The sequence below is a fragment of the Zooshikella sp. RANM57 genome (genome assembly GCF_050749885.1).
Classification (GTDB): domain Bacteria; phylum Pseudomonadota; class Gammaproteobacteria; order Pseudomonadales; family Zooshikellaceae; genus Zooshikella.
Map to the genome: position 1 here is coordinate 189,905 of NZ_JBOIUB010000010.1, position 26,644 is coordinate 216,548.

Annotated in this window: 26 protein-coding genes; 17 read left to right on the forward strand and 9 right to left on the reverse strand. The window is 40.7% G+C overall.

Translation table 11 applies throughout. The features are described 5' to 3' along the window. Positions 1-15 precede the first annotated feature (15 nt). From ACQ96U_RS19895 to ACQ96U_RS19925, 7 genes are all read left to right on the forward strand, one after another. On the forward strand, positions 16-1,734 hold the full coding sequence (locus ACQ96U_RS19895) for a hypothetical protein (protein WP_431723016.1): 1,719 nt from the start codon (positions 16-18) through the stop codon (positions 1,732-1,734). Between the two features lie 68 nt (positions 1,735-1,802). Further along, positions 1,803-2,177 (forward strand): DUF4280 domain-containing protein, encoded by a 375-nt coding sequence (locus tag ACQ96U_RS19900; RefSeq protein ID WP_431723042.1) that lies wholly within the window; start codon positions 1,803-1,805, stop codon positions 2,175-2,177. Continuing rightward, positions 2,174-2,995, forward strand: coding sequence for a hypothetical protein (locus ACQ96U_RS19905; RefSeq protein WP_431723017.1), 822 nt, complete (start codon positions 2,174-2,176; stop codon positions 2,993-2,995). Before ACQ96U_RS19900 ends, ACQ96U_RS19905 begins: the two co-directional genes overlap by 4 nt. Positions 2,996-3,052: 57 nt before the next feature. Then, a complete protein-coding gene (locus ACQ96U_RS19910; protein WP_431723018.1) occupies positions 3,053-4,237 on the forward strand; it encodes a hypothetical protein in 1,185 nt (394 codons plus the stop codon). Positions 4,238-4,299: 62 nt separating this feature from the next. Further along, a complete protein-coding gene (locus ACQ96U_RS19915; protein WP_431723019.1) occupies positions 4,300-6,240 on the forward strand; it encodes a hypothetical protein in 1,941 nt (646 codons plus the stop codon). A 277-nt stretch (positions 6,241-6,517) separates the two neighbouring features. Then, positions 6,518-7,126: a lipase family protein gene (locus ACQ96U_RS19920; protein ID WP_431723020.1), complete on the forward strand. Its 609-nt coding sequence runs from the start codon at positions 6,518-6,520 to the stop codon at positions 7,124-7,126. A gap of 90 nt (positions 7,127-7,216) precedes the next feature. Further along, positions 7,217-7,405 carry a hypothetical protein gene (locus tag ACQ96U_RS19925; protein ID WP_431723021.1) on the forward strand — a complete coding sequence of 63 codons (189 nt, stop codon included), beginning with the start codon at positions 7,217-7,219 and terminating at the stop codon, positions 7,403-7,405. Between the two features lie 90 nt (positions 7,406-7,495). Here the strand turns inward: ACQ96U_RS19925 and ACQ96U_RS19930 are convergent, their stop codons facing one another. Next, positions 7,496-7,678, reverse strand: coding sequence for a hypothetical protein (locus tag ACQ96U_RS19930; protein WP_431723022.1), 183 nt, complete (start codon positions 7,676-7,678; stop codon positions 7,496-7,498). A 72-nt stretch (positions 7,679-7,750) separates the two neighbouring features. Between ACQ96U_RS19930 and ACQ96U_RS19935 the strand changes: the two genes are divergently transcribed. Continuing rightward, positions 7,751-8,128, forward strand: a complete 378-nt coding sequence (locus ACQ96U_RS19935; protein ID WP_431723023.1) for a hypothetical protein — start codon at positions 7,751-7,753, stop codon at positions 8,126-8,128. A gap of 233 nt (positions 8,129-8,361) precedes the next feature. Here the strand turns inward: ACQ96U_RS19935 and ACQ96U_RS19940 are convergent, their stop codons facing one another. Together ACQ96U_RS19940 and ACQ96U_RS19945 are read right to left on the reverse strand one after the other, a co-directional pair. Then, positions 8,362-8,514 (reverse strand): hypothetical protein, encoded by a 153-nt coding sequence (locus ACQ96U_RS19940; RefSeq protein ID WP_431723024.1) that lies wholly within the window; start codon positions 8,512-8,514, stop codon positions 8,362-8,364. Positions 8,515-8,524: 10 nt separating this feature from the next. Next, positions 8,525-8,842 (reverse strand): hypothetical protein, encoded by a 318-nt coding sequence (locus ACQ96U_RS19945; RefSeq protein ID WP_431723025.1) that lies wholly within the window; start codon positions 8,840-8,842, stop codon positions 8,525-8,527. Positions 8,843-9,026: 184 nt separating this feature from the next. Here ACQ96U_RS19945 and ACQ96U_RS19950 point away from each other — a divergent pair, with 184 nt between their 5' ends. The 6 genes from ACQ96U_RS19950 (at position 9,027) to ACQ96U_RS19975 (ending at position 15,985) form a co-directional block, all read left to right on the forward strand. Continuing rightward, on the forward strand, positions 9,027-9,746 hold the full coding sequence (locus ACQ96U_RS19950) for a hypothetical protein (protein WP_431723026.1): 720 nt from the start codon (positions 9,027-9,029) through the stop codon (positions 9,744-9,746). A 455-nt stretch (positions 9,747-10,201) separates the two neighbouring features. Then, positions 10,202-11,188 (forward strand): right-handed parallel beta-helix repeat-containing protein, encoded by a 987-nt coding sequence (locus ACQ96U_RS19955; protein ID WP_431723027.1) that lies wholly within the window; start codon positions 10,202-10,204, stop codon positions 11,186-11,188. 1,162 nt (positions 11,189-12,350) lie between these two features. After that, entirely contained in the window at positions 12,351-13,001 is a 651-nt protein-coding gene (locus ACQ96U_RS19960) for a TetR/AcrR family transcriptional regulator (protein WP_431723028.1), read from the forward strand. Next, positions 13,001-13,948, forward strand: a complete 948-nt coding sequence (locus ACQ96U_RS19965; protein ID WP_431723029.1) for an HlyD family secretion protein — start codon at positions 13,001-13,003, stop codon at positions 13,946-13,948. Before ACQ96U_RS19960 ends, ACQ96U_RS19965 begins: the two co-directional genes overlap by 1 nt. Beyond that, positions 13,945-14,871 carry an ATP-binding cassette domain-containing protein gene (locus ACQ96U_RS19970; RefSeq protein WP_431723030.1) on the forward strand — a complete coding sequence of 309 codons (927 nt, stop codon included), beginning with the start codon at positions 13,945-13,947 and terminating at the stop codon, positions 14,869-14,871. Before ACQ96U_RS19965 ends, ACQ96U_RS19970 begins: the two co-directional genes overlap by 4 nt. Next, the gene (locus tag ACQ96U_RS19975; protein ID WP_431723031.1) at positions 14,861-15,985 is read left to right on the forward strand and encodes an ABC transporter permease; all 1,125 of its coding nucleotides are present in this window, start codon (positions 14,861-14,863) and stop codon (positions 15,983-15,985) included. The genes ACQ96U_RS19970 and ACQ96U_RS19975 overlap by 11 nt, the downstream gene beginning before the upstream one ends. A 111-nt stretch (positions 15,986-16,096) precedes the next feature. On the opposite strand, the gene ACQ96U_RS19980 is transcribed toward ACQ96U_RS19975, so the two are convergent. Further along, positions 16,097-16,897, reverse strand: a complete 801-nt coding sequence (locus tag ACQ96U_RS19980; protein WP_431723032.1) for a substrate-binding periplasmic protein — start codon at positions 16,895-16,897, stop codon at positions 16,097-16,099. Between the two features lie 266 nt (positions 16,898-17,163). On the opposite strand from ACQ96U_RS19980, the gene ACQ96U_RS19985 reads away from it, so the two are divergent. After that, positions 17,164-17,934, forward strand: coding sequence for a substrate-binding periplasmic protein (locus tag ACQ96U_RS19985; protein ID WP_431723033.1), 771 nt, complete (start codon positions 17,164-17,166; stop codon positions 17,932-17,934). Positions 17,935-18,015: 81 nt separating this feature from the next. Here the strand turns inward: ACQ96U_RS19985 and ACQ96U_RS19990 are convergent, their stop codons facing one another. From ACQ96U_RS19990 to ACQ96U_RS20000, 3 genes are read right to left on the reverse strand one after another with little or no spacing between them, the layout of a single operon-like run. After that, complete coding sequence (locus ACQ96U_RS19990) at positions 18,016-18,714, reverse strand: intradiol ring-cleavage dioxygenase (RefSeq protein WP_431723034.1); 699 nt, start codon at positions 18,712-18,714, stop codon at positions 18,016-18,018. A gap of 16 nt (positions 18,715-18,730) precedes the next feature. After that, entirely contained in the window at positions 18,731-20,116 is a 1,386-nt protein-coding gene (locus ACQ96U_RS19995; protein ID WP_431723035.1) for an ATP-binding protein, read from the reverse strand. Then, positions 20,116-20,832, reverse strand: coding sequence for a response regulator (locus ACQ96U_RS20000; RefSeq protein ID WP_431723036.1), 717 nt, complete (start codon positions 20,830-20,832; stop codon positions 20,116-20,118). The genes ACQ96U_RS19995 and ACQ96U_RS20000 overlap by 1 nt, the downstream gene beginning before the upstream one ends. Before the next feature lie 252 nt (positions 20,833-21,084). On the opposite strand from ACQ96U_RS20000, the gene ACQ96U_RS20005 reads away from it, so the two are divergent. Beyond that, positions 21,085-22,497 carry an efflux RND transporter periplasmic adaptor subunit gene (locus ACQ96U_RS20005; RefSeq protein WP_431723037.1) on the forward strand — a complete coding sequence of 471 codons (1,413 nt, stop codon included), beginning with the start codon at positions 21,085-21,087 and terminating at the stop codon, positions 22,495-22,497. Continuing rightward, a complete protein-coding gene (locus ACQ96U_RS20010) occupies positions 22,494-25,592 on the forward strand; it encodes an efflux RND transporter permease subunit (protein WP_431723038.1) in 3,099 nt (1,032 codons plus the stop codon). Before ACQ96U_RS20005 ends, ACQ96U_RS20010 begins: the two co-directional genes overlap by 4 nt. Positions 25,593-25,618: 26 nt before the next feature. On the opposite strand, the gene ACQ96U_RS20015 is transcribed toward ACQ96U_RS20010, so the two are convergent. Both ACQ96U_RS20015 and ACQ96U_RS20020 read right to left on the reverse strand, forming a co-directional pair. Continuing rightward, the gene (locus tag ACQ96U_RS20015; RefSeq protein ID WP_431723039.1) at positions 25,619-25,993 is read right to left on the reverse strand and encodes a DUF2845 domain-containing protein; all 375 of its coding nucleotides are present in this window, start codon (positions 25,991-25,993) and stop codon (positions 25,619-25,621) included. A 223-nt stretch (positions 25,994-26,216) separates the two neighbouring features. After that, positions 26,217-26,644, reverse strand: a 428-nt coding sequence (locus ACQ96U_RS20020; protein ID WP_431723040.1) for a hypothetical protein, incomplete at its 5' end; no start/stop codon positions are given.

The following is a 26,644-nucleotide window of genomic DNA, read 5'->3' on the forward strand; positions in this document are numbered from 1 at the left end:
AAGAGGAAATCGGTCATGCAACATGAGTGGTATTATCACTGCCATAAGCCACGCACTGCTGCGGACTTATTCAATGTTGAAAACCAACCGGTTATTCCACCAAAAGTCGTTGATAGTTTAACAATCAGTTTGTCACTCACTGTTAATGGATCAACGGTGAACATTCCAGGTGGTAATATCAAATCCGTTGATGTAGCGCTTAATCGAGCAGGGTTCCGTGGTTATATTGCGTTCTGGATAGGTACAGAACGTAAAGCAGATGACGTTCTACCGTTGGTTAATAATGATGCGCTTATGCAGTTACGATTAACGATAGAACCCGCGATTGACCGTAATAAACGTATTGAGCCCTTAACCCTACAGGGTATTGTCACTGAAAAGATGCTGGAGGAGCAGCACTATCATGACATTCGTAATCAGCCTGTATTGTCGCGTTATTACCAGCTTTGGTTTAGCGATGCCGCGAGTGCATTATGGCACCAGCATTTTCCTTGTGAGTTATGGGTGAATGCTACCATGCAACAGTTAATCGATAAGCAGTTAAACCCTGTGATTAAAGTGAATTACACGCATCAGGCATTATCAGTCAAACAACCAATGATAGCGTTAGGGTTGGCAAAAACAGATGGATATCGATTAATTCAATCGGGGCCACAAAATAATGCCAGTTTTTATGATTTTTTATTGCAGTACCTTGATAGTGTGGCTGGTCATTGGGTGTATGACTATCAACAACAACAATACCGTATTCTAGAAAAGCTTCCAGAGCCTGCCAGTGCAGAAGGTTTTTTAGGGCATGAATTACAGCAGGTTAAAGTACATTGGCCATCGCAAACGCGTTATCAGATTCGCTTACGGAATGGTATTGCAGAGGGCGCTAGCACTGATCATTTAACACAGGCGCAAGCGTATAAGGGTTTATATCAAGATATTTTATATCGCCAGCCGATTCCAAGTGCGCTTAAAGGGATAAAATCATACTACAATAAGCAATTAACTACTCAGGGTGAGGAATTACATATTGCTTGTTGTGAGTGGCCCTTGCAAACTTACTATCCTGGTTGTGTATTTCAGATAGCGAAAACTGGTTGGGAGCAGCAGTCTGTTTTTGCTCAACACAAATATCGAAGTTATCAGCTGCGTATTATTGCTGAGGCGGTCGATAACGACCAGGCCAGTGACTTAGATAATGATGCAACACAATATGTACTCAATTATCAAATAAAGGCCGAACGCTTACAGAACTGCCGACAACGCTTTCCTGAATACAGACCTGTCAATTATCCCATGTATGTTGAAGGTATTATTCTGAGTGAAGTGGGTGATAAAAAAGAAAAGACCTATCAGTTACATAAAAATCAGCAAACCTCACAATATGAGTATCAAGTGCACATACCATTGTGGGATAAAAAAATTAAGGTGCTATTTGAACCAGAAAATTTAACGCCGCACTTTTTTTTCCCATTGTACAAAGACACACAGGTATTGTTAGCCATTGATTTGTACCAGGCGACTATTGTCAAGGTATTAAATTGGGGAGCGGGTGTTAAACTTCCCCTAGACCCGCAAGGTAATCATATTGTGTTTGGCAAAAAAAAGGATGATCAAGCAGCGTTAAAATATGACTATCAACAAGATAAACCTGTATTAAGTATCAAGCGACAAAAAGCAAAAGACACCGAATTAATACAGTTAGAAGAAGGCTTACTTATTTTACAAACCGCCGAAGAATAATTATTTAAAATACAATCTCACGATAATAGTTAAACGAGCTGAGAGACATTATGCCTAAGTGTGTATGCATGGGGGCCACAATGCAATGCCCCTTTGGCGATATTCCTGCACCACTCACGGTAACCCCACAAAATCGTGTTTTGGAAGGTGTAGTACCTGCAGCCAATATTTTAGATCATAAGCCCTTGATGAATATTCCCACCTTTGGCTTATGTAAATCGTTGGCAAATCCTGCAACCGCAGCAGCGACGGCTGCAGCATGGGGTGTTTTAACGCCAATGCCGTGTATTCCTGCAACGGTTGCCCCTTGGACCCCTGGTGATCCTACCGTGCTATTAGCGGGATCACCGATTCTAACGCAAGACAGCAAACTGATGTGTATGTGGGGGGGCGTTATTCAAATTAATCAACCTGGACAACTAAAAGTAGAGGCCGTCAGATGAATAAATCAGCACTCACGACAGGAATGGTTCTGGTGGTTATCAGCTTAATCAGTGCTGAAACTTTTATCCTATTGCGCACTGTTGTGCAACTGGAAACCATGGTATCTGATGCGATGTTAGCAGCATTAGGAAAATTATGTCTTATTGCCGCTGCTGTTATTTTTTTAGCGCTCGTCATTTATATGTTGTACAGCTATATCAAAGCGTACCGAGGTTATCACCGAAAATTGATTATTATTGGTCATGATCAACCTAATAGTAATCAACTCACAAAAATCTATAATGAAAAATACGGTGATGAAGTGGTAGAGCCTGTAGTGGTACCCAGTTCGTTTATTGGCAGTGTTTTACCAAAAACCAGACTCCAATTACAACACATCAGAGGTTCTTGGTTTTTTCCTACCGTTCATATTATGGTGACGTTTAATGCTAAACATCTGCAAACATTAAATGAAGATGAGTTACGTACACATTTGCATGATATTCGGGCTATTCTTAAAGATTTAACTTGGTGGCAAAAAGATGTGAAGTTATTAGTCGTTGTACACAATATGAATTGTTTTGCAGGCTATTCGCTTTTTGAAAAATACGGAATTGAAGACACTCGTTTTTGGCAGCTCAGTCATGGCCAACAATTTAGTCATGAATTTGAATATTATCGTACTGAAGTTCTCCATAAACAAACAAAAATGAGTGCTAATGACTTTATTGGCATAGTTAATTTCTTTTACCATATCGATCAGACTACATATGCATTAAATACAGTCTTTAATTATTTTCAACAACTTGCCCAATACTGTTATTTAACGCGAAGCTAAAACTGTAGCATGGCCCTTTAGGCTGAGTAACGAATATCATTACATGGAGTTATAATTATGAATAAATATCTGAAATATGGATTAATGGTTGCTTTAAGCACTATAGTAACTATGGCAAATAGCCAAACGTCAAAAACAGAAATGGGGGTTAATGTAAATAAAGCACTATGGCGGATAAATCCAAATACTTATAAGCTAATGGATGCGGTTAATGCAAAATGGTATCGAGGTATGTTTTTTATTTTAGAGTACTATGATAAGTATAAAAAAGGAGAAGACTGGTACACCTCATCATACTTAGCTAATTTTATTCAAGCCAAACGAGATAACCCTCATTATAAAATGGTATTGTCGATTTATTGGAGCTTTGCCGATAAAAATATGAAACTGCCAGCGCCTGGTTCTACGCAAATGAATGATTATAAGGGGTTTTTGCAAGAAGTATTGAATTATGTAGGGCATGATATCGACAAATTGGTAATATCTAATGAACCTATGTGGAATACATTAGCCAGTGACAGGGTTACAAACCAAGATACGGGTATCAATCCATCTGTAGAATTTCATAAACAGGTCGCACAGGTTATTAATGAATGGAAGCAAAATAATAATGGTGATCTTGATATTTATGTTGGCGCACTTAATGCCTTGCATAAAGCTGAAAATAGAGATGCAGATGATGTCGTCGGTATGATTAATTTTGCCAATACGACTCCCTGGATTAAAGGGATCGATATTCATCCTCACACCCACAATATGGAGGATCTGGAAAGCATAATGTATGAAGCGCGGGAAATGCTTCATTCAGATAAAGACATCATCATGACTGAGTACTCACTTGTGTGGCGTTGGGCACAACATTTAAATAATAAGTTACCTGAAACTTTTGCTACACAGTATAACTATCCTACGGAATACACGGTCAAAAACTATCTCGAAAAAGCACAGCATAAACGAGTGTCTAAAAAAGAATGGAATGATTTATTTAGTCAGTTAGATTGGTGGATACCTGATTTTCCTGAGTATGTGTATAACTGGTGTCAGCAGTATGGAGTGAGTGTGACTAATTATGCTTTTGGTAGTAATATGCCTTTACTTAATCAAGAATTACCCATTGATGACGGAGCGCCATTTTTCTTAAACCAGCTCTATCAAGGACGTTTTGTACAACCCACTGCAGATGGTTTGTCAAAGCATGCATTTATATGGCAGAGCTTTAAGCAGGTTAATGCCCCCAATTAAGCATACAGTATGTATATCCTTCGTGGTGAGTAATAAATAGTTACTCGGTAGGAGTCTTGATTGTGAATTACGATCAACTGAAATCAGATTTTATTAACACGTTGCACGTTAAAGGTGGGCTGGATAACGTATCGCCGGCACAGGCCAAACAGATTAATGCTGCATTTCAGCAATATGCAATTGAAGCTTTTTATCGAGACTTAAATGACAAAGCCAAAGTGGAAGCCACACATTTAGCTAAAGTAGTTCGTGCCGTTAATCGACATGATGCGCATGTTGCACAAGTGACGAGTTTTATGACAGAACTAGTGATCAGTGGTATTAAAACCATACCTACAATAGGTGGTTTTGCTGGACTTGTTCATAAAATGATTAATAATCCACTATCAGGCACCTGGCAGGTGTTACGTTGTGGTTTTGGTAATGAACGTTTTGGGAGCAATGGGGTTAATTTATTTGGTGATGCTAAAAACAATGTGTGGTCTCCACTAACATATAACACCAGTAACCCTGATGGTGCTTATGGTTTAAGTGGAATGAATCTGAGTACGGGTAATGCTACGCTGTTTCAAAGTGATCAGCGCAAACGTTTTGAGCAATTTGAGAGTGAGTTAGCTAATCTGATTAGTCCTGTGATCAGTGATAAGCTCGGCATAAAAAATATTCATGGTGCTTTTAAAAAAACACCCATAGAATTAAAACAACAACCTTACTTTAACGCTGGCGATTATACCACAGACGCTGCGGTTAGAGTCTATTTGGCTTATCAACGCCGGCCTAAATATTTTTTCTTCCGTGCGCTCAGCAGTATCATTTTAGTAGATATTAATGATCATGATGGTATTAAGGATATTCTGTCAGGGAGTTTTTTAAATGATGAGGGTATCATCGTTGACCGAGATGAACTTAAAAAACGTGTCAGCACTCTGGGTAAAACATATATTTCAAAACATAGTCCGGTATACCATATCCTGTATAAGTCCAGTGATACAATACAAGCCGTGTATAAACAGTGTTTGGCAGAAAAAGGGCGATTGCAGATAAGTGATAAGCAGGCAATTAATTCAATTATCACACCGGTTCGATTGAGTGAAACGCTTTTAGTAAAAGTAAAATATTTGAGTTATTGGGAGCCATTGGTAGGCCATCGATTCTTCAGTACAGCACTGGATACACTGGTTAAATCAATGATTGAAAAACATTACCGGTTTTCCATGAGCTTATCCATGTCAAATATTGGACAACGTCTGGCTATTTGTTTGGCATTTTGTGAGGAGTTACTACTCAGCTATTTAGGTACAACAAAAATGAGTCTATTACCGCCCACTGCGTTATATCTGGATGCTGTTAGTTACGTTATTGATGATTGTGCAGCCAGTGCGGCGGACTTAATGCATAAAAATAATAATACCGAACGCCAAAAATGGCGAGATTGGTTTTATCTGTTTTTGCTTAAGCTACCGGAAGTGAATGTATTTTTTGACCGTTGTCAACAACAAGGACTTCTGAATCAACATAAAACGTTTTCAGGTAAACAAGTGGTGGGCTTAAGTCCATTGGTTAATCCAAATTTATTAGGTGTCGAATTTAGCCCCTATTCACGAAAAACACTGACTATTGATGGGGTTGGACAACACGAATCTGAGATAAAACAGTATTTAGCTCCCATTGTAGTACCGGCGAGTGATAAACTGAAACGACCCAGTTGGGAAAAATATGCCGCAGCACATGATCGGGTTTATAAGCCTATTGAAATTGATGGTAAATCGTCAATTCCGTTATGGGAAGACATTGTGTTATCGGTAGACAAAAAAGAACATTATATCGAATCGGTACAGAACCCATGGGCACGGTATAAAACCTTTTACGATTTGATACAGTACAGTGGTGAAATCAATCTAGATGAATTAAAGCTGTTGATTAAAGGGCAGCATGAAGTGATTAAAGCCATTTTATGCCATACCGGTATGCGTAAAGAAGTAGTGAGTAAAACAAATAAATAAAGCCAAAAAATATATACCCATAAAGAAGTATGACATAACTCGTTAGCGCTATTAAAAACGTTGGTTGCTATTACTTGTCTTAACGGACCAGTATAGTCCTGAAAAAATGAATTGCTCTGGGTAGAGTGATGCTTATTATTTCCCTCCCCTTAAAAAGGGGAGGGTTAGGGTGGGGATATTATTCTATATGAAAGCTGAGTCGTTGCGGTATACCCCGACCTTTTCATTTCCTCCATAAGAGGAATGCTTTTATGTAAACATTAAGGAAGTAAACCTGGTGAATAATGCCATACATGGAGCGTTAGCGCATTTATGTGTCGATGTCCAAGCACAGCCCACAATTACACATAATGACTTCAAGCTATTAGTTAAATCCTTTACACATTGTCAAGCACTTGTCGTTGGCTACGGTTGTAGTCATTTTTTGTATAAACAGCAAAAAATGTTACGTGGCTGGCAACGGGTTATGTATTCCCCCGGGTGGTATTGGCAGATAAACAATAACTATAAACAGTTTAATGAACAGCAACGGTATTTATTACCACTTTTAACTAATACCCTGGACCGATCAAAACCAGTTGTATTAGCAGGGCATTCAACAGGTGCCAGTATCAGCTTGATGTTGGCGGAGGTATTAATTAAACATAATTTTATCATACAAGAATGGGTAGGTTTTGGTTGTCCACGTATGTATAAAGGTCAACAGTATTGGCAAGGTTTCCCCTTAACCAGTTATCAATACGGGAATGATATTGTTCCCTTACAGCTCCCTTTTAAATGGCCTTTTCAACAACCGGTTAAACTAACTAAAGTGGGGTGTGGTTTTAATATAAAGCCTAATTGGGGAGATCATCAGTTAGAAAATTATGTGAATGTGTTAAATTAAAAAATAAAATTTAATTGGTAATTGAAAGGTGCCTATGAAAAATATAATATATAATTTCTTTGTTGTTGAAAATTAAATACATTCTATCTAATGTTGAATCTGCTGGAAATTATTGCATCTGATACAATCATTAATGAGGCATTTACATGGTTGTGTAAAAGACGCGAAAATGATCATTATAATGATGATATCTGGCACTTACGCTTCCATTGGCAACAGTTAAAACCTGTTATTCAACAAGCGTTAATCAGTGAAAACTATCAATTTAGTCCATGCTGAGCGGTATCAACAAAAACGGTGACTATCTCCCGTTGGTCAGCTCAGGATGCACTGGTATTAAAAGCCATAACGTTGGTGCTGACGGAGGAATTAAAACCAAAACTCAGTCAACACTGTTTTACTGGAGCAGCTTGAGGTATTAATTGACGATACACGTGTTATTGCATTAATAAGTTGTATGCTTGATCGGATAGATGCTGTGAATGGATATTTAATGAGTGCCACACAAGGTATTACTAAAGTCTGCCCATTATCACCTTTATTAGGTGCCATTTATCTTTCACCTCTTGATGAAGCGTTAGAGAATTTTGCAAAAAAAAAGATCAAGGCATTTATGTACGTTTTATGGATGACTGGGTTTTGCTTTGTAAAACACGGCACCAATTACGTAATGCAGTGAAAACAATGAATGTCGTATTAAATAAATTAAAGGTAACCAAACACCCTTTTAAAACGTTTATAGGTAGAATGATTAAAGGGTTTGATTTTTTAGGCTATCGACTAAATACATCAGTCAATGTTTTACACATCGCCTGGATGACCTGGGTTAATCATAAAAACAAAGTGGCTCAGCTTTATGAGCAAGGTGCTGATTTATTGAGCATCGAGCTCTATGTTAAGCGATGGTTGACGTGGGTGAAAGGTGGTTTGAGATTTGATGTAGAGCTGGTTGATAGGCTATTTCTTGAAGCTAGTGGGGATGGCTTTTTGCTGATAAAGTGAAAAGTGGGTGTCCTGTTCTTTAACAGAAGATCGTACGCTCATATCATGCTGCTCTACTCTCCTTAATCTACCTTGTTATCTTCTACTGAACTTAACGATCCCAAAATCGCTGTCGTAACGCCATAAGTTAAACATGAGAATACTTCGTGGGACCTCACTATGGTTTATTTCAGAAGTTACCGGTCTACAACTTTTTTATAAATTGGGAGATATCTAGATGACTCCATATGATTTTAAAAACCGCACGCCAGTTGATGCTCCCGTTTGGGAGTATCAGACCGAGACAGCCCAGCCGCACAACAGGCCGCAACACAGACAGGTTGATGGCCGTCGGTACATAAGCCAAACTGGATCTCATGAACCAAACCACCAACGAGGCAGGACACATGGCAGCCTCTATAACAGGAATATACTGACACCTTTAGACGTAGAACCACAGTATCCACCGGGACGCTCCACCAATATCACAAATATGCAACACGCTGCAAATTTATTAAAACAACAACAAGCGGCCAATCCTGAACGGACACCCTGCGATTTTATAACTAGCGACGCACTAGGGTGTGAGGCCACGGTAAAAACACTTGCTAGTGCTGCACACGGTGACACATCATTAGGAATAAGCACACCAGGTGATACCTCTGGGCGGGTTGCTGCCATAGGAGCAACATCGGGCGCTATAGTTGGGCTTTCGGCAAATGCTCTATGTGCCATAGAAACTTATAACAAATGGAACATCATGTCAGAAAATCAAAAAGCAACTCAATGCGCAGTACTTTTAACTGATACCGCCAAACAAGTCTCGACCGTAACAGGTCACCTCGCTGCGCTTAATGGGTACGGGGCGACTGCTGCTACTGCAGGACTAACAGCTGGAGCGGCCGGAGCAGGACTAGGGGTGGGGTATGCTATATCGAACTTACAAGGGGTACGCAGCAGCAGTGAAAGAATAGCAGTAATCGAACGCATCGCCACGACAGTTAACTCGAACGCTGAAATAAATATGCTAAATAACCTATATGACAGAATATGCACAAAACGATACAGGCAAGGTGGTAGAGCTGTCGGAGGTCTATTAATAACCGTCGCAGCGATCCCCGGCCCACACTCACCTTTCATTGCAGCGGGCGCTGTGCTGACTGGGATAATCATAGCAGTCAGCCGATTGCCTGGATTAATCAAAAAAATTAAAACGAACCGACACCTGGGCGAAGAATCGGCTGAACGTGACTATCTGGCAGGCTCCATCACTCAAGGGTTACTTGGAACGATAAATCTACAAATGTATATATCTAGTTTATCCTCTTTGAAATTCGACGGACACCTTGGCAAGTCAGTTGGCCATCATCGAAGGCGGTGCCCTACGATAGAATCAGTGACAAAGATAAAATTAAGTCTACCTACTCACTATTGGCTAGAATTTCATTGTCTTGGGCTTAGAGGGAAGCTAACTGATGAGTACATAGAATTTATATGTACGGCACTACAGGGTGCAGGTAGACATAGTACAAACGACACTAAAGCAATAAAAGTCGCTATATACAATGCGTTCGAAGAACATTGGATAGAACTTTATCAAGACACGCGAAATGTCGTCAATGCCAAACTAACAACGTGAGGTGTAGCAAACTAACCAGGGATGAATGAGATAGGCACTAATAAAGCCCGGTCCAACACACCGATTGCAGACACACCGAAATACGCAAGACCGTGCACCCTCCTACGACACAAAACAAATGATGGCAACACTCCGGGAGGGTATGACTCAACTTTTCAGTGCGAATAGAACGAATATGCGCGGAAGAAGCAAATTGGACTGGGGCTCTCACTGAAAATTCAACACGACAAGATACTCACCCCGCGAAGGGACATCACTCCAACGAGTTAACTTTTTGTATATGGAAACCTTAAGAAAGAATACACAAAATAACAATAAACCATAAGAGTCAAAAATTGAGCTAATTTTTTAAAGAAATAACACACCTCAATAAATAGAATTACTACCAGTATAATCCATTTTCATAAATATTAAATGAACTAGATAGTAATATAAATAAATACAGGACGTACTAAGTGAAAATAACCCAAAATAAAACAACATCATTATTATCAGCTCTTAGCTTAGCTCTAACAGTAAACTCCTACGCTGCAGATATTGTTGTTGACCCCTCAATGGAAATTGTCAACATACAAACAGCTATTAATAATGCTGAGTCGGGTAGCACCATACAATTTAATCCGGGTATTTATAACCTCTCCTCAGGCTTTGTTATAAAGAAAGACAATCTGCAACTGTTAGGTGAAGGAGCGATTCTCAGAAAAGTATCGGGGGACAATTATGCTGCTATTGTAGTGCAGAGTAATTTCAACGTCATCAGTGGGTTTACTATTAATGGTGGAAAATCGGAAGGTAAAACAATACAGGGAGGCGGAATTTTTGTTTACGGAAGTCACAATGCGATAAGTAATGTACGTGTGCACAATAATACCGGACATGGTATTGGTCTGGGTGGACATATTGATGACTTACCATGCGGTAGCAATAAGGTAGTAAACTCACGTATCTTTAACAACCATAGGATTGGGATCTCAGAATATAATTGCTCCAATAATATCATTACAGGAAATCATGTTAATGATAATGGGCTAGAAGGCATCTCCATCGATGTAGGTTCGCACCGTAATATTGTCAGTGACAACCGGCTGCATGCTAACTGTCAGCGTGGGGGCGCAGGTGGTATTGGTATTGACCAAGCCGAATTCAATACCATTCAAGGCAATATCATCACCGCTAGCCAAAATAAATGTGGTGGGATTAAAATGAATAATAGGGAAGGGCACTCACGGTATAATGTTGTTAACAGTAATGTGATTTTAAACAATGATGGACCAGGTGTGTGGCTGTCAACCTATGGTGAGTACCGATCAAATCATAATACTTTGACGGGGAATGTATTTTCTCAGAATACAATCAGTATAAAAATGGACGAATTGAGTACCAATAATGTAACTGTTGGAAATGTAATCAAACAAGCAGAGAGTGAAGACGAATCGTTATAGAAAACAACTGAAAGTAAATACTATGCTCACATCATTTAAGTTCCTCCCCCTTGTTGAAGGGGGAGGTTAGGAGGGGGTAGTAAGGTTATTGATTGGGTATTGAAGTTGCCAGAAATAAACCCCACCCTAGCCCTCCCCTTGCGAAGGGGAGGGAATATACAGTACGTATATTCTACGAAAAACACTGAGTAAAAGCTCTTTACCTCTATTTAATTTTCCTTTCAATATATACATTACTTATCGCCTATATTTTTTTGAAAATAACGATTCCATCGTTCGATAATGACGTTTTGATTGTTTTTTGACATAAAAGTCGGTATAAGAATGTATGGTTTTTATTGAAAGTTAACCTTTAAAAAATACATTTCTCAATCTTCTTCTCCACCTAATCAGCCGCTACAGTATTTAAGTCTACACGTCAATCCTACATTTATAGACTATGAAGCACTCTGTTTGTCAGTGCTAAAACAATCGATCGCATTACGGCTGTGTATAATAGTCCTGCCAATGTAAATGCTTCCGAAAACATTACTTGGTTTAGGCTATTTGAAGGGAACAAACTGGTTGGTGGTAATCTCATGGTTCAACAAAAAAGACCTCCATCACAGTCATAGGGTCTTGTGTCAATTGAGTTTGATCCAGGTAAATTAATTGATGGACAAACTTATACATTAGTATTAAATCCTGGTCCTACTACGCAAGCGGTATCTGCGTCGTATACTTTCCAATATACGTTGCAATGACCCGATACTTTGTAATCATCCATTAGTATGTAAGTATTACAATCTAAATAAACGTATACTTATGGCGTAAATAAAAAAAATATCCGTGCTAATCTTTTTTTTACTATTGTTATATTAAACTGACTAGCGCGGTTTTTTTTGATGTTTGATTTTTTTATATGGTATGCTTGAGAAATAAATTGCTCATTAAATAATTGGGAAGATAATTTTTGGCAAATTAACTGACTCCAAATAAATGTTATTAATGTAATACTTTTTTGGTTGTGTATTTTATGCTTGTCTGATGACTGCGGAACAGTTTTGGTATGTTCCTCCCTATTTCCTCAAAACCCCCTTCTTTGAAGAATTATTACACTGGATCTTACTGACCATTGCTTTATACCATACTCATCAAATGATGAATTAATGAGGAGTGCATTGTGTCAGCTAAATCTGGTCGCCCTAAAGGTGACTCTGATGCTCGTCAACGACTTATTACGGCAGCACTCGCTCTGTTTGGTAACCAACCTTTTAATAATGTTTCTACCCGACAGTTGGCACGTGAGGCTGGAGTCGATGCGGCACTGATTCGCTATTACTTTGGTAGCAAGCTTGGGCTATTCGAGCAGATGTTGCGAGAAACGTTAGAGCCTGTTTTAGAACGTCTTCGCGCTCAGCCTCAGGCAGCGTTTCCTTCTGATCTGACAAGCTTAATGCAAACTTACTACCGTATCATGGCTCCTAACCCTAATTTGCCGAGGCTTGTGGTGCGGGTACTGCAGGAAGATGAAGGTACTGAACCTTTTCGTATTTTGATGCAGCTATTTGGTGAGGTCATGGCGCTGTCCCGGCAGTGGTTGGGCCAAGTGTTGTTGAATTCTGGCCGGTTACGACCTGGTGTGGAACCAGAGTTAGCGCGCTTAAGCTTTGCCAGTTTAATGGTGTTTCCATTGATTGCACCTCAGGTATTGATTCGCCAGTTTGGTATTAGCTTGGATGCTGACTTTTTACCTACCTTGATTCAGCACAACGTGCAGGTGATGGAAAAAGGCCTGTTTCTGCCCGAGGACGCTGATATGAGGACACTTTAATGAGAACCATGAGAGCCGTATGGATACTGCTTGTGCTATTGGTGCTGAGTGCGTGTACTGATGACCATCATCGGGTGTTTGGCGTTATTGAGCGTGACCGTTTAACACTTACCGCACCAGTCAATGAGTTGATTGCAGAAGTGCTTGTGCATGAAGGCCAGCAGGTAAAGGCAGGTCAAGTGCTGATACGGCTGGATGCAACGGCAGCAAAAGCACGGGTTCAGCAGGCAGAGGCTGAGCTAGCACGCACACAAGCCGCTTTGGAAGAACTGAAAAATGGTGCTCGGGTTGAAGATTTAGCGCAGGCCCAGGCTGAAGTGGCTGGCGCAGAAGCGACCTTAACAGAAGCAGAGTCACAGCTGATACGTACTCAACGTTTATTTCAAAAAAAACTGGTAGCCGATCGAGATTTGGATGTGGCTAAAGCCTCACGGGACAATGCCAAAGCAGTGTTGGATAGTGCCAATGAACGGTTACGCGAACTGGAAAATGGTACCCGGTCAGAGCAATTAGCCCAGGGCTGTGCCGCAGTTGATGCCGCAAAAGCACATTTGGCTGAAGCACAAAAAGCGCTGGCGGATTTAACCCTGGTGGCAGCTAAAAAGGCGCGGGTGGATGTGATGCCATGGCGTGAGGGAGATAGGGTAGCCGCAGGTACTCAGCTCATCGTGTTATTAGCAACGGATAGACCTTATGTAAGGGCTTACTTACCAGAAACCTATCTAACTAAAATAAAAGCAGGTGATCACCTACCACTCTATATCGATGGGCAAACGCAGCCTATTGATGGGGTGGTTCGCACTATTCGGAGTCAACCGGCTTTTACTCCTTACTATGCCCTTAACGAGCGGGACAGAGCCAGACTCATGTATCTGACGGATATTGATCTTGGCAAAGAAGGCGCTGATTTGCCCACGGGTCTTAACCTTGAGGTGGCAGTGCCATGAGCCAACAAGATCTTGCGATAGAAACCCAAGGTATGACACGTCTCTTTGGGCGCTTGAAAGCCGTTAATGAGGTCAATCTTTCCATCCCTCGGGGGACGATCTACGGATTTTTAGGACCCAATGGCTGTGGCAAATCGACTTCTATCCGAATGTTAACGGGGCTCTTAAGACCCTCGCACGGAGATATTAAGGTATTGGGTAAGACCTTGCCTGGTGCAGAGGAAGCCTTGCGTTTGCGTATTGGTTACATGACGCAAAAGTTTTCTCTTTATGACAACCTGAGTGTGGTGGAAAACCTGATTTTTGTGGCCAACATTTATGGCTTAGCAGGTAAAATGGCGAAAGCGCGTATTCAGGAATTACTGAAACTGTATGACCTGGAAGGGCAAGAGACACAAATGGCTGGGTCCATGAGTGGTGGTCAGAAGCAGCGCTTAGCATTGGCGGCGGCAACGTTACATAAACCAGAGTTGTTATTTTTGGATGAGCCGACGTCCGCAGTTGACCCAGAAAATCGTCGGGAGTTTTGGGAAAGGTTATTCGACCTATGTGCTGCGGGGACCACGATATTAGTGTCCACTCACTATATGGATGAAGCTGAGCGCTGTCACGGTCTGGCTATCCTTGAGCAAGGGGAAAAACGGGCGGATGGCTCCCCTCAACAGTTAATGCAACAAATGGATGCTCGTGTAGTAGAAGTGGCCGGAGAAGGATTGCGTGCGCTAAAACAACAACTGACGACTGAACCTAATGTACTTTCCGCGGCGCAAATAGGCAGTCGGTTGCGAGTACTGGTAAAAAAACAGATTAAGGAACCTTTAACCTGGCTTGAACCAAGGGTAGGGCAAAGAACACTGACTGAAGTACGCCCTAGCTTGGAGGATGTGTTTGTCACCTGTACGGGAGGCCGACATGTGGCTTAGGATTTTTGCCATCCTTTTTAAAGAAATAAAACAGTTGTCGCGGGATCGGATGACCTTTGGCATGATTGTGATGATCCCACTAGTGCAATTAATGTTATTTGGCTATGCAATTAATACCGATGTACGACACCTGCCGGCAGGTTTAGTGGATTTAAGTAATTCCAGTTATAGCCGGGCACTGGTACAAGCAGTTGCGGCTTCACAAGTAGTTGATTTTACCAAACACTATGCCAGTCCTCATGAGGCAGAAGCTGCAATCACCCGTGGTGAGGTTAAAGCAGTGCTTTATTTACCTGCTGATTTTAGCCATAGGTTAGTAACCCATCCAGACAACAGTGGTCGTGGACAGTATTTTGTTCAACCGGTAGGGCAATGGTTAGTGGATGGCTCAGATACCATGGTGGCTTCGGCGATCAAAGGCTTGCGGCGGATGCCTTTAGATGAAGTGATGGGGCGCAGTGCCAGGCAAGCTATGTCAAATCTGGAAGTAGTGCTGTACTTTAACCCTGAACAGCGTACGGTCGTGAATATTGTGCCAGGGCTGCTGGGGGTGATACTCACCATGACCATGGTACTGTTTACTTCTGCGGCTATTGTGCGTGAGCGAGAACAGGGCAATATGGAGTTTTTGATCACCACGCCAGTCAGGCCTTTGGAATTAATGCTAGGTAAAATTGCACCTTATATTTTAGTGGGCTTTATTCAGGTTGCGATTATTCTTGGTACAGGTCATTGGTTGTTCGGTGTTCCAGTACGCGGTGGCTTGGATTCATTAGCGTTGGCATCATTGCTGTTTATTTTTGCCAGTTTGACGTTGGGCTTAGTTATTTCAACGATTGCGAAGACACAACTACAAGCGATGCAGATGACGGTGTTTATCTTATTACCTTCTATTTTACTGTCTGGGTTTATGTTTCCTTATGAAGCGATGCCCAATGCTGCTCAGTGGATTGCGGAAGGACTTCCTGCTACACACTATATGCGTATGGTTAGAGCGGTGGTATTGCGTGATGCTGAGGTTGTGCAGTTGCGGTTTGATGCGTTGTGGTTGATTGGTTTTACGTGTCTGGGGTTGTTGGTCGCGACGCTTAAATTTAGGAAACGGTTGGACTGATTATATATACTTCCCTCTGGGTATAAATAACCAGTTTTATAAAGATGAATGTCGCAAACTCACTACGAGATCACTACTTGCGACATTCTCTAAAGTGAAAGTGAAAAGTCGTTATGGACGATATTTACCCTCTAAGTTGTCGCTTAGTAGTTTGTCGTAGCAAGGAACATCTTTGCTTTCATTTTTACAGGCATCCTTTAGCATTTGTAAGCCTTTATTAAAAGCTTCTACTAACTTAGATCCATCCGCAGCATTTTTACTGATGATGACATGATAAGCACGGACATCGAGTGGTTTAGGATGGTTGGTTAACATGTTTTGGGCTGCAGGTGGTAGTTTATTAGCGATAATTTCATAACCCACTTCCATGGTGGCTGGGAATATGTCAATTTTATTGTCCAATACCTTTTTTAAGTTATTTTCGTCTTTTGCGGTGCGGTGTACTTTAATGACTTTATTCTTTTCGGCTTCATCGAAAGCCTTACCATATGAATAACCTGTTGAGGCACCAATCTTATATTTTTTTAAGTCATCTACTGTGTTCCAGTCAAACTGAAAATCCTTCCGGTGAAAGAACACATCTTTGAGTTCAATAATAGGGTCTGTGAATAATAATGTTTTTTCACGCTCGGCGTTTTTTCCCCAACCGATGGATCCTGCCCACTCTTTTCCGGCCTCCGCTTCTTTGAATGCTCGTTTCCAAGGAAAAAAACCATATTCAACTTTAATGCCTTGAGTTTTGAATGCTTCAGAAACAATATGGCTCATTACGCCGTAGTGTTTATATTTTTCAGACATGTAAGGGGGCCATTCGCCATTTGTAAGCTTAACCACAGAAGCTGAATAGCCATTCAAGGAAAAAATAGTAAATGTGGTTATAAATAGTAATTTTTTTATGATGAGGGCGCGCATTTTATGACTCCACTATTCATGTATTGGTTTGCAGTAAGGAATTAATCAATCTGAGTGTAGACCATATGATGTGTAATGTTTTATGTTTATATACAGATACACCCTTTGCTTATGATTTTATTGAGCAAATGTTCGGCAATACCAATAATAATTATTTAAGCATGTTATCTTTAATGAATATTTAGAATAGGATTTGAGTACGTAATTTTTGAAATGCCTGCTATCTACTCTAAGCTAAAACAGAGTAATGCTAAGTGCTGGTGACTATGAAACGCTTATGGGTTGTTGTTGCTTGTGTTTTTATCGTGATGCAGGTGCAAGGCGATGAGGTTATTACCCTGTCTAATGGAGAATGGCCCCCCTTTCTTTCTAAACAATATAAACAGTATGGTGCTGGCTCTCATATAGTGACAGAAGCATTTAAAACTCAAGGGATAAAAACAGAATATGTTTTTCACCCATGGATTCGGTCAATGGAAATGGCGAAAAAGGGGAGGGTGGATGCAACACTGCTCTGGTCTAAAAGTAAAGAGCGGGAGGAATACTTCTATTTTAGCAACCCTGTGGTAAAACTCAGGTATGTCTTTTTTCATCGAGTTGATATGGAATTTGATTGGCATAATATTAGTGACTTAAAGCAGTATAAAATAGGTGTAACCCGAGGCTACTACTATGGAGAGATGATTGATAATGGTATAAAAAATGGTGTTTTAAATACAGAGGTGGCAAATACTGATTTGTTGAATTTTAAAAAACTTATTGCGGGGCGAATTCAGCTTTTTATTATTGAACCTGAAATTGGCTATGAATTATTAAATCAGCATTTTTCTGATTCAGTTAAAAGTTTAGTTACAAATAATCCTAGGCCAACGAAAGAAAAAAATATGTATGTACTTATTTCAAAGGCATCTCCACAAGCGCTTTACTGGTTAGAAAGATTTAATAGAGGTTTATCTATTATTGAGAAGTCTGGATTAGTTGACCAAATTATGGATGATGTTTTGCTTGGGAAGTATCACCCTCACTATAAAAAATAATGTGAATACTTAAAACAGATGCCTTACTGGCATCTGGTAAGGAAGGATTTTTTAGTTATTAAAGGGATTTTTTGCTAAATATTAACCTTGTTGTGTATTCACCCCAAGCACAAACTCGGCTTCATAGCCATATGTTTGTTTTTGTGGCTTAAAGTTTAAAAGAATTTCATCTGTAAATAATATGTCTTCATCATTACGTACACGTCGTTCCGTATTTTTGTTATAAGGCGGTGCTTGATGTACTTGGTCTGTCAGATCATCAGGGAAATAAAGTTGAGTAGTGATTAAGGTTGACTGATTGAGCAACACTTTTAAATGTATGTGGTTGGCTCTCCCTGTGTAGTGACCTGGGTAGATTGTTTTAAAACAGCATTGACCATGTGTATTGGTTATTTGAGTGCCACGAAGAAACCTCTCTCCTGTGGTATCAACGTCTTTATCTTTACCTTGCTCCGCAAACCTTGAGTAATAGCCTGCTGCACTGGCATGCCAAATATCAACAATAGCATCCCTTATTGGCGTGCAGGTTGCAGTATCAACAACAATAAACGTTATAAATAGAGGCGCACCCGGTTTTCCCTCGGTAATATCATGACGTACTAAGCCAGTGTCAATATAATAAGGGCCTTCTACTTGTTCAGGAGTGAATGTACAATTTGGAATATAGTGAGGGGTTTTATTATTTTGAGGGAGAGATGTTAGACTTTGGCTAATTGCTTGGCTGCTGATGAGGGAAAATGTACCTATACTGATCCCTTTTAAAAGATTTCTTCTTTTCATTATTTCATTCCTTGTTTTATTTAGGTAGTTTTATGATGGCTTCCAATCCTTTTGGTGATAAATTATTGAGTATTAATTGTCCTCCGTGGTTTTGAATAATGTCCTTGGTGATGGTTAAGCCTAAACCAATTCCCCCTGAATTACTATTTCGAGAACCTTCTAAACGGAAAAAAGGTTTTAGTACTTCATTTATTTTTTCTTGAGGAATACCTGGTCCATGATCTGTTACCCGAATCTTTATATAGTGTTCAGTTTCAGACAGATCAACTTGAGCTTGTTCACCATAGCGTACAGCATTTTCTAACAGATTGCGAAGTGCTCGACGTAAGGCAATGGGTTTACATTTTGCGGTAATATGTTTGTCCAAGTTGACTTGAATTGACATACCTAAGTCAATTAAATCAGTCGCAACACTTGAAATCAATGAGGCAAGATCAACGCTTTGAAACTGTTCTGTATCGGCGAGTACCCGAACATGCGTTAATGTGGTTTCCACCATATGCTGCATTTCTTTTAATGTAAGCAGCATGCGGTCTTTGTCTTCACAATCGGGTAGAAATTCCAGGCGCAGTGCCAAGCTGGTAATGGGCGTTCTTAGGTCATGGGATAATGCGGCCAGTAATTGGGTTCGGTCATTGGTAAAGCGCTGAATTCGCGTATACATCTCATTAAATGCTTTGATAGTTTCTTGGAGTTCAATCGTTCCTTGGGGAGGGAGGGGCGGAAGTGATTCTCCACGGCCAAAGCGATGGGCATACTCACTTAATAACCTTAAGGGTGAGGTGATATGATGAGTGATTGCAGTGACCACCGCAATCATTATCAATCCACAAATAACTAAAAAAGTAATAGTACGGTTGGTCCAAAGTGCTGATATGGGTGGTGGGGGCAGTAATGCCGCATTAAGCCATTGGTTATCTGCTACTTGAAAGGAAACAATATGCGTCACTTTAGAACTGGAAAAAATTTCTTGATTCATGACGGACCAATTCATACTTTCTTTTATTCGTTCACTCAAAGCTACTGCTTTTGGGTCACAAAATACTCCGCCATGGAAATAACAGGGTTCTTGGTGCCAGATGAACAATTTTTTTGGAGGGTGTTTGAAAGTAGGTCGCCAATGACCAACAGTTTTGCTGATAACAGGTTCTTCGGCGAGTGAAAAATGAATAATACCTGTCGAAGACGCATTTAATACTAATCGTTGTTGTTGCTCATCTAACGTAGGGAGCAACTGGTTGATTTGATTAAGTCGATACTCAAACTCATTGATAAAATTCTGGCTTATTTTTTTGACTTGTCGTTGCCCGATAATAATAGTACTAATAACTTGTGCAGCAATAAGGGCAATTAAAATAAGTAAAATAAGCTGTGATGCAATTTTCCGAGGAAATAAATTCATTACGGATGTTGAACATCAGTATTGAAACTATAGCCCCCTCCCCAAACTGTCTTTATCAGGCTTGGTGTTTTGGGGTCAATTTCAATTTTTCTTCGGAGGCGACTAATTTGATTATCAATTGATCGGTCAAAAGGTGCCGCCTGACGTCCCTGGGTCATATCCAATAGTTGATCACGGCTAAAAATAACGTGTGGTTGTTGTACGAATACTTTAAGTAAGCGGAATTCTCCAGTACTTAAGGCAACAACGACGCCATCATCTCTTACTAATTGTTGTTTGTGCAGGTCAAATTCCCAACGATCAAAATAAATAAATTTACTATTTTGAGTTTTAGGGGGAGGGGATGAAGGTTGCTGGTGTCGTCTTAGAACAGCTCTTACACGCGCGAGTAATTCGCGGGGGTTAAAAGGTTTAGCAAGGTAATCATCAGCGCCAACTTCGAGGCCCACAATTTTATCAGTGTCTTCACCTAATGCTGACAGGATAATAATAGGTGTGTTGCTTTCATGACGCACTTGACGGCAAAGGGTAAGCCCATCATCGCCAGGCATCATTAAATCCATAATAATTAAATCAATAGATTCTTTAGCAAGCACTTCTTTCATTTGCTCGCCATTTTCCGCCAAGCTAACTTCATAGTCTTGTTGGTTTAAATAGCGGCCAATTAGCTCCCTAATATCACTGTGATCATCAACAACCAGAATATGTTGTTTCATAACTGCTTTTTTCGCTATGTCTATAAAATGTCCAAGAGTCCAGGATTATAAGAAAAGCCTCAATCGCTGTGGAAGCAGATATTTGTCGCAATATGTCGTAACTTGTCTCATACAATTTAATAAGCTTATGACATAGCATAACGACAGATATATGATTTAATTATTTAAATTTATTAAGCGTTTCCCTTCTAGCTCCCAATTAGAATTATAGACTGTTCGGTCAAGGTCTCACTGTGTTGAGGAATGTTTTTTATGAGTGCAGTGCGTAATGATCAAGAGAATGATCAACAAAGTAAATCATCTGCTCAATTTGGACTCCCATCACTTCCTGAACACAGTGATTACAGTCAAAGTGCCAGCTATTCAGCGCGAAGAAGTTCATTATGGATTGTACTTATTGGTTTGCTCATTCTTGGGGGAACAGCGGGTCTTGCAGCGTATTGGCTGGTTCATCCCTCGCGAATTCCTAAAAGACCCATTGAGGTTCGTCCGCCGATTGTGACCACGATGAAGGTAGGAGAGCCTAAGGCAATGCCTATCATTGCTGGTTTTGGTCATGTTGAGCCGATGCATCAGGTGACAGTAAAACCTGAGGTTACGGCGATGGTTAGTCAGGTTTCAGCTAAGTTGTCCCCTGGAAACAGAGTGCAAAAAGGGGATGTATTAGTACAACTGGATGCCAGAGAATATCGTACAGCACTGCGTAAGGCTGAAGCGGCTTTAGCGATTGCTGAGGCTGAATTTCAGCAGGCTCAAGGCTTAAAAGATAAAGCAACCAAAGAGTTTAAATTTTTAGGAGGAGATCTAACCCCTGCCCAGCGGGCTTTAGAGCGTTATGAACCCCAATTGAAAGCCGCTGAAGCAAAATTAGAAGAGGCTAAGGCTAATGTTGAGCTGGCAACGCTAAATGTTGAGCGAACCAGGCTTATAGCACCTTTTAGTGGTGTGATTAGCAGTAAGGAGGTTGAGGTCGGGCAGTTAGTGACGACACAGCAACCCCTTTTTACACTAGTGGATACCCAGGCTTTTTGGATTAAAGCCGCTATTCCTGCTGATGTATTGAGTTGGTTATCATTTGGTGCAGAGCAGCATAGTACTGGCTCAATGGTTGAGGTGGCTTTGACCTCAGGGGCTGTTAAAGCCTCTCAAAGTCAAATTGATATTCGAAAAGGGTTTGTTTGGCAGCGTTTGCCAGAGTTAAGCCCTGACTCAAGACAAGTCAATGTATTAATCAAGGTTAATAATCCGCTGGGTATTGAAACCGTAAGTGGTTCAGTACCAGAAAAAGAGCCATTACCCCCTCTTTTTATTAATGATTTTGTGTCATTACGTATTCAGGGACCCACTCTGGAAAATGTATTTACTTTACCTGAAGGTATGTTACGGGATGGGGATGTTGTCTGGCTCTTTGATGAGGATGGCCGACTAAAAAAACAGTCTGTTAATGTTGTATATAAACAAGACCAACAGGTGTTAGTCAGTGGCAATTTAAAACCAACCGATGAACTTGTCTCCAGTCACCTAAGCATTGCTATTGATGGTATGCCGTTGCGAAAAGAAGCCGAAAAACAAATGACTGCCCAAAAGAATAATACAGTTGCAACCACCCAGCAGCAGCCGTCTATTTCAGAACAGGTAAAAGTATTATCTGGAGATAAGTCATGATACTGGATAAGGCTAAAGGCCCTATTGCCTGGTTTTTACGTAATACAGTTGCTGCTAATTTATTAATGTGGTTTTTTTTAGTGGGTGGCTTGGCTGTTACCTGGCAAATCAAAAAAGAAGTTTTCCCGGCATTTTCGCTTGATGAGATTACGATTACGGTCAGCTACCCTGGTGCCGCACCCGAGGCGGTATCTCAAGGCATTTTGTTAGCGATAGAAGAAGCACTGAGTGGCGTTAGTGGGTTAAGTGATATATCCGCTACAGCAAAAGAGGGGATGGCATCGGTTTCTGCAGAGCTACAAAAGTCAGCAAATGCGATGTCTGTCTATCAGGATGTAAAACAAGCGGTTGATCGTATCACAACGTTTCCAGAAGGTGCAGAGCAACCTCAGATCACATTAGCCTCGAGAGATCACCAAGTCGTGGATTTGACACTGTATGGAGAGGTTAGCCAACAGGTTCTTCAGCAGTATGCCAGCCAAGTGCGTCGAAAATTATTAGTTAACCCGGTTATTACCAAGGTCGATCTATCTGGCATGAAGGACTATGAGGTAGAGATTGCACTACCACTCAGTAGCATTGAGCGCTATGGGCTGGGACCCACTCAAATTGCCGCTATTATAAGGAAAGCATCTGTGGATGGTGCAGGTGGCAGTCTTTATGCCAAGTCTGGCGAATTAATGCTCAAAGTGGATGAAGAAAAACAGTGGGCTACAGATTATGCAGATATTTCTGTTAAAACCTTAGCAGATGGCTCAGTGATTAAGCTAAAGGATATTGCAGAAGTTCGTGAAGGCTTTGAAGAGTCAACTGATGCGCAAGGCTATAATGGTTTTCCAGCCATTATTATTCAAGTGTATCGTCAGGGGGATGAGTCCCCTATGGCTATTACCAGTGTTGTACAATCTTTATTACCTGATATTCAGGCTGATCTGCCAAATGGATTAACCTTAAAAGTAACCCGAGATTTGACTGAGGTTTTCCAAGAACGTTTGGACTTATTACTGGGTAATGCTTTTATTGGTCTTGTATTGGTAATGATTGTATTAGGGTTATTTTTGCAGTGGCGTTTGGCTATTTGGGTGACAATGGGAATACCCACTGCTTTTCTTGGTGGGATGTTATTGCTACCCACCATGGATGTCTCAATTAATATGGTTTCCATGTTTGCGTTTATTCTGGCGCTAGGCATTGTGGTTGATGACGCGATTATTGCGGGTGAAAATATTTATGCCTACCAGCAACAGGGATATTCGTTTTTTGAAGCAGCTTTATTAGGGGCAAAATCGGTAGCGATTCCCCTCTCGTGTAGTATTTTGACCAATATTGTTGCTTTTTCGCCATTATATTTTTTACCTGGGTTTTTAGGGAAAATTTTTCAAGTCACACCACTGGTGATTGCGGCTGTTTTTATTGTGTCTTGGATTGAGGCTTTATTTATTTTGCCTGCGCATTTAGCAGCAATAAAGCCATCGGAAAATTCAAACCCCAACTTCTTACAAAAAATTCAATTACGTGTTGATAGTGCACTTAATTATTTTATTCATAGGATTTACGAGCGGCTTTTACGTCGTTGTCTTCACTACCGTTATTTATCACTGCTGCTGTTTTTGTGCGTGTCTGGCTTAGTGATGAGTTATTGTGCCAGTGGACGTATGGGCTTTAGCTTAATGCCTCGCGTACAAAGTGATTATTTGTTAGCGACAGCAATCGTCCCTATTGGAACTTCAGCAGATTTTATCGAGGGCGTAGAACAGCAGTTGGTGGCAGGAGCCAAGCACGTTAAACACACCTGGGATGTCATTGATGGCATTAGTACCAAAGTGGAAGAGAATACGATTGAAGTCCGCTTGATGTTGATGGCAGACCTGCAAGCAGGGGTTGATTTGCAGCAGCTATCACAACAATGGCGTACGTCTGTAGGCATTATTCCTGGTCTCGAACAGTTAAAGTTTGAAGCAGATGCGGGGGGACCAGGGCGAGGTGCAGCACTTACCGTTGAGTTGTCTCATCAGGATCAACTGGTTTTAGAGCAAGCAGCACAGCAACTCGCAGCTGAATTAGCAGGTTATGCTCAAGTGAAAGATGTCAATGACGGAGTATTGCGAGGCAAGGAACAATTACGGTTTAAATTATTGCCAGCGGGTGAAAGTTTGGGTTTAACACCTGAGATGGTTGCTCAGCAGGTGAGGGCGGCTTTTTATGGTGCTGAAGCATTACGCCAGCTTCGGGGTGAAGATGAAGTCAAGGTGATGGTTCGTTTACCTAGAGCAACGAGGGAATCAATATCAACGTTAAATCAGCTTAAGTTGCTTACACCTGCAGGGTACTTTGTGCCTTTAAATCAAGTGGTTAGTGTGAGCAGAGAACGAAGTTATCAGCAAATCACGCGTAATAATGGGCAACAAGTATTACAGGTGAGTGCTAATATTGAGCCTATTGCTCATACGCAACAGTTATTGAATACCCTGCAACAAGAAGTTTTTCCCATTTTAAAACAGCAATTTCCAAGTTTAACTATTAGTCTGCGCGGTAAGCAGGAGACAGCACAAGACAGTATTTCGAGTTTAATTACCAGTAGTATCATCGTGCTTATTGTGTTGTATGCAATGTTAGCTATTCCGTTTAACAGTTACAGTCAGCCTTTATTAGTATTAGTGGCTATTCCTTTTGGTCTGATGGGGGCGGTTATTGGTCATATTATTATGGGTGAAAGCCTAAGTATGATAAGTATCCAAGGGATGGTGGCATTAAGTGGGGTAGTGGTTAATGATAGTTTGGTGTTGATTGACTATGCGAATAAGTTAAATCAAGAGGCTACGAATAAATACGAAATTATTATTGCGGCGGCTAAACGTCGTTTTCGACCAATAATGATGACAACATTGACGACCTTTGTGGGGCTGGCACCCATGATGTTTGAAACGGCAGCACAAGCGAAATTTTTAGTACCAATGGCGATTTCACTTGGTTATGGCGTTTTATTTGCAACAGCCATTTGTTTATTACTTCTGCCTTGTATGTACGTCATTTTAGCGGATGTTAAGCATTTAATGGGCCGTGCTCAAAGCCCTGCGGGTGTTATTCCAGCATAAAAGTGATCGTTCAGAGATGGGTGGGCTTAATAACGGCCACCCGTTTCAATCTCATCTAAGACACCATCACGGAAAATGAGAAACTTTAAAAACTGGCCTTTTTGGCCATAAGTCCACTTTTCTACAATGACTTCTTTTTTAGATGTATAAGTTCTGCCTGTTGTTTCGTTATAGTCAGGATTGGTATAACGAATATGTGTTCGCTCTTCTGTTATCCGTGTTCCTAAATACTCTTTTTGTAAGGGTTCCCCACAAGTGAGTATCACTTTTGTCGTTGAATCTCCGGTTTTAACTAATTTACTGCCGCAACGCATAGTGTCACTGAAGGTGTTGGTTGAGAAAAGTATGCATGTGGTTAACGTCAGAAAGCTGAGTGAGTAACTGACCTTTCTACCTATCATATAGGACACCTATAATTGCTTGAAAAGTGATCTAAGTTTAGCGTACTCAAAGACGCTGGGGAACCATATCACTTTAGGTTTGCAACACTACTCTGATTTTTCTTATATTTTATCTCCTTGATTAGGGGATCTATAGTGTTTACATGCCCTTACATCTTCGTGGCATTATGAGAAAACGCGAACCGTTTATCCGGTAGAATATTACTTCGCGTTCTTTATGTTTTTACAAGCCCATGCGTGTTTGAACAAAAATATCTTCAACGATAATAGATGATGTTTTATTGCTGAAATTCTGGTTAGTTAAACAGTTGTGGCTGGCTTTTTTTATGAGTTTTTTTCCGGAGAAATTATTATTGGTAAATAAGCTGACTTTAAAACCTTCGGGGATAAAAATACCAGAAATACTGTTGTTATCTATACCTAATCGGTTTAGTTGTGATTGGGTATATTTTCCTGGAAATAAAATAGCGTGTTTACCCGCAAAGTTGCATTGAGTGAAGACAACAGGAAACGTTGTATTTTCAAGGTCGATTGATGGTTGTGGTGTTTGAAAATCGGGTGGATAATTTATTTGCTGTTGCTGTTGCTGTTGCTGTTGCTGTTGCTGTTGCTGTTGCTGTTGCTGTTGCTGTTGCTGTTGCTGTTGCTGTT

What these genes read in the sequence shown, in the direction of transcription:
- ACQ96U_RS19895 (WP_431723016.1), top strand. Translation starts at nt 16, where the DNA reads ATGCAACATGAGTGGTATTATCACTGCCATAAGCCACGCACTGCTGCG.
- ACQ96U_RS19900 (WP_431723042.1), top strand. Translation starts at nt 1,803, where the DNA reads ATGGGGGCCACAATGCAATGCCCCTTTGGCGATATTCCTGCACCACTC.
- ACQ96U_RS19905 (WP_431723017.1), top strand. Translation starts at nt 2,174, where the DNA reads ATGAATAAATCAGCACTCACGACAGGAATGGTTCTGGTGGTTATCAGC.
- ACQ96U_RS19910 (WP_431723018.1), top strand. Translation starts at nt 3,053, where the DNA reads ATGAATAAATATCTGAAATATGGATTAATGGTTGCTTTAAGCACTATA.
- ACQ96U_RS19925 (WP_431723021.1), top strand. Translation starts at nt 7,217, where the DNA reads ATGTTGAATCTGCTGGAAATTATTGCATCTGATACAATCATTAATGAG.
- ACQ96U_RS19930 (WP_431723022.1), bottom strand. Translation starts at nt 7,678, where the DNA reads ATGGCACCTAATAAAGGTGATAATGGGCAGACTTTAGTAATACCTTGT.
- ACQ96U_RS19935 (WP_431723023.1), top strand. Translation starts at nt 7,751, where the DNA reads ATGGATGACTGGGTTTTGCTTTGTAAAACACGGCACCAATTACGTAAT.
- ACQ96U_RS19945 (WP_431723025.1), bottom strand. Translation starts at nt 8,842, where the DNA reads ATGGCACATAGAGCATTTGCCGAAAGCCCAACTATAGCGCCCGATGTT.
- ACQ96U_RS19965 (WP_431723029.1), top strand. Translation starts at nt 13,001, where the DNA reads ATGAGAACCATGAGAGCCGTATGGATACTGCTTGTGCTATTGGTGCTG.
- ACQ96U_RS19970 (WP_431723030.1), top strand. Translation starts at nt 13,945, where the DNA reads ATGAGCCAACAAGATCTTGCGATAGAAACCCAAGGTATGACACGTCTC.
- ACQ96U_RS19975 (WP_431723031.1), top strand. Translation starts at nt 14,861, where the DNA reads ATGTGGCTTAGGATTTTTGCCATCCTTTTTAAAGAAATAAAACAGTTG.
- ACQ96U_RS19980 (WP_431723032.1), bottom strand. Translation starts at nt 16,897, where the DNA reads ATGCGCGCCCTCATCATAAAAAAATTACTATTTATAACCACATTTACT.
- ACQ96U_RS19985 (WP_431723033.1), top strand. Translation starts at nt 17,164, where the DNA reads ATGAAACGCTTATGGGTTGTTGTTGCTTGTGTTTTTATCGTGATGCAG.
- ACQ96U_RS19990 (WP_431723034.1), bottom strand. Translation starts at nt 18,714, where the DNA reads ATGAAAAGAAGAAATCTTTTAAAAGGGATCAGTATAGGTACATTTTCC.
- ACQ96U_RS19995 (WP_431723035.1), bottom strand. Translation starts at nt 20,116, where the DNA reads ATGAATTTATTTCCTCGGAAAATTGCATCACAGCTTATTTTACTTATT.
- ACQ96U_RS20000 (WP_431723036.1), bottom strand. Translation starts at nt 20,832, where the DNA reads ATGAAACAACATATTCTGGTTGTTGATGATCACAGTGATATTAGGGAG.
- ACQ96U_RS20005 (WP_431723037.1), top strand. Translation starts at nt 21,085, where the DNA reads ATGAGTGCAGTGCGTAATGATCAAGAGAATGATCAACAAAGTAAATCA.
- ACQ96U_RS20010 (WP_431723038.1), top strand. Translation starts at nt 22,494, where the DNA reads ATGATACTGGATAAGGCTAAAGGCCCTATTGCCTGGTTTTTACGTAAT.
- ACQ96U_RS20015 (WP_431723039.1), bottom strand. Translation starts at nt 25,993, where the DNA reads ATGATAGGTAGAAAGGTCAGTTACTCACTCAGCTTTCTGACGTTAACC.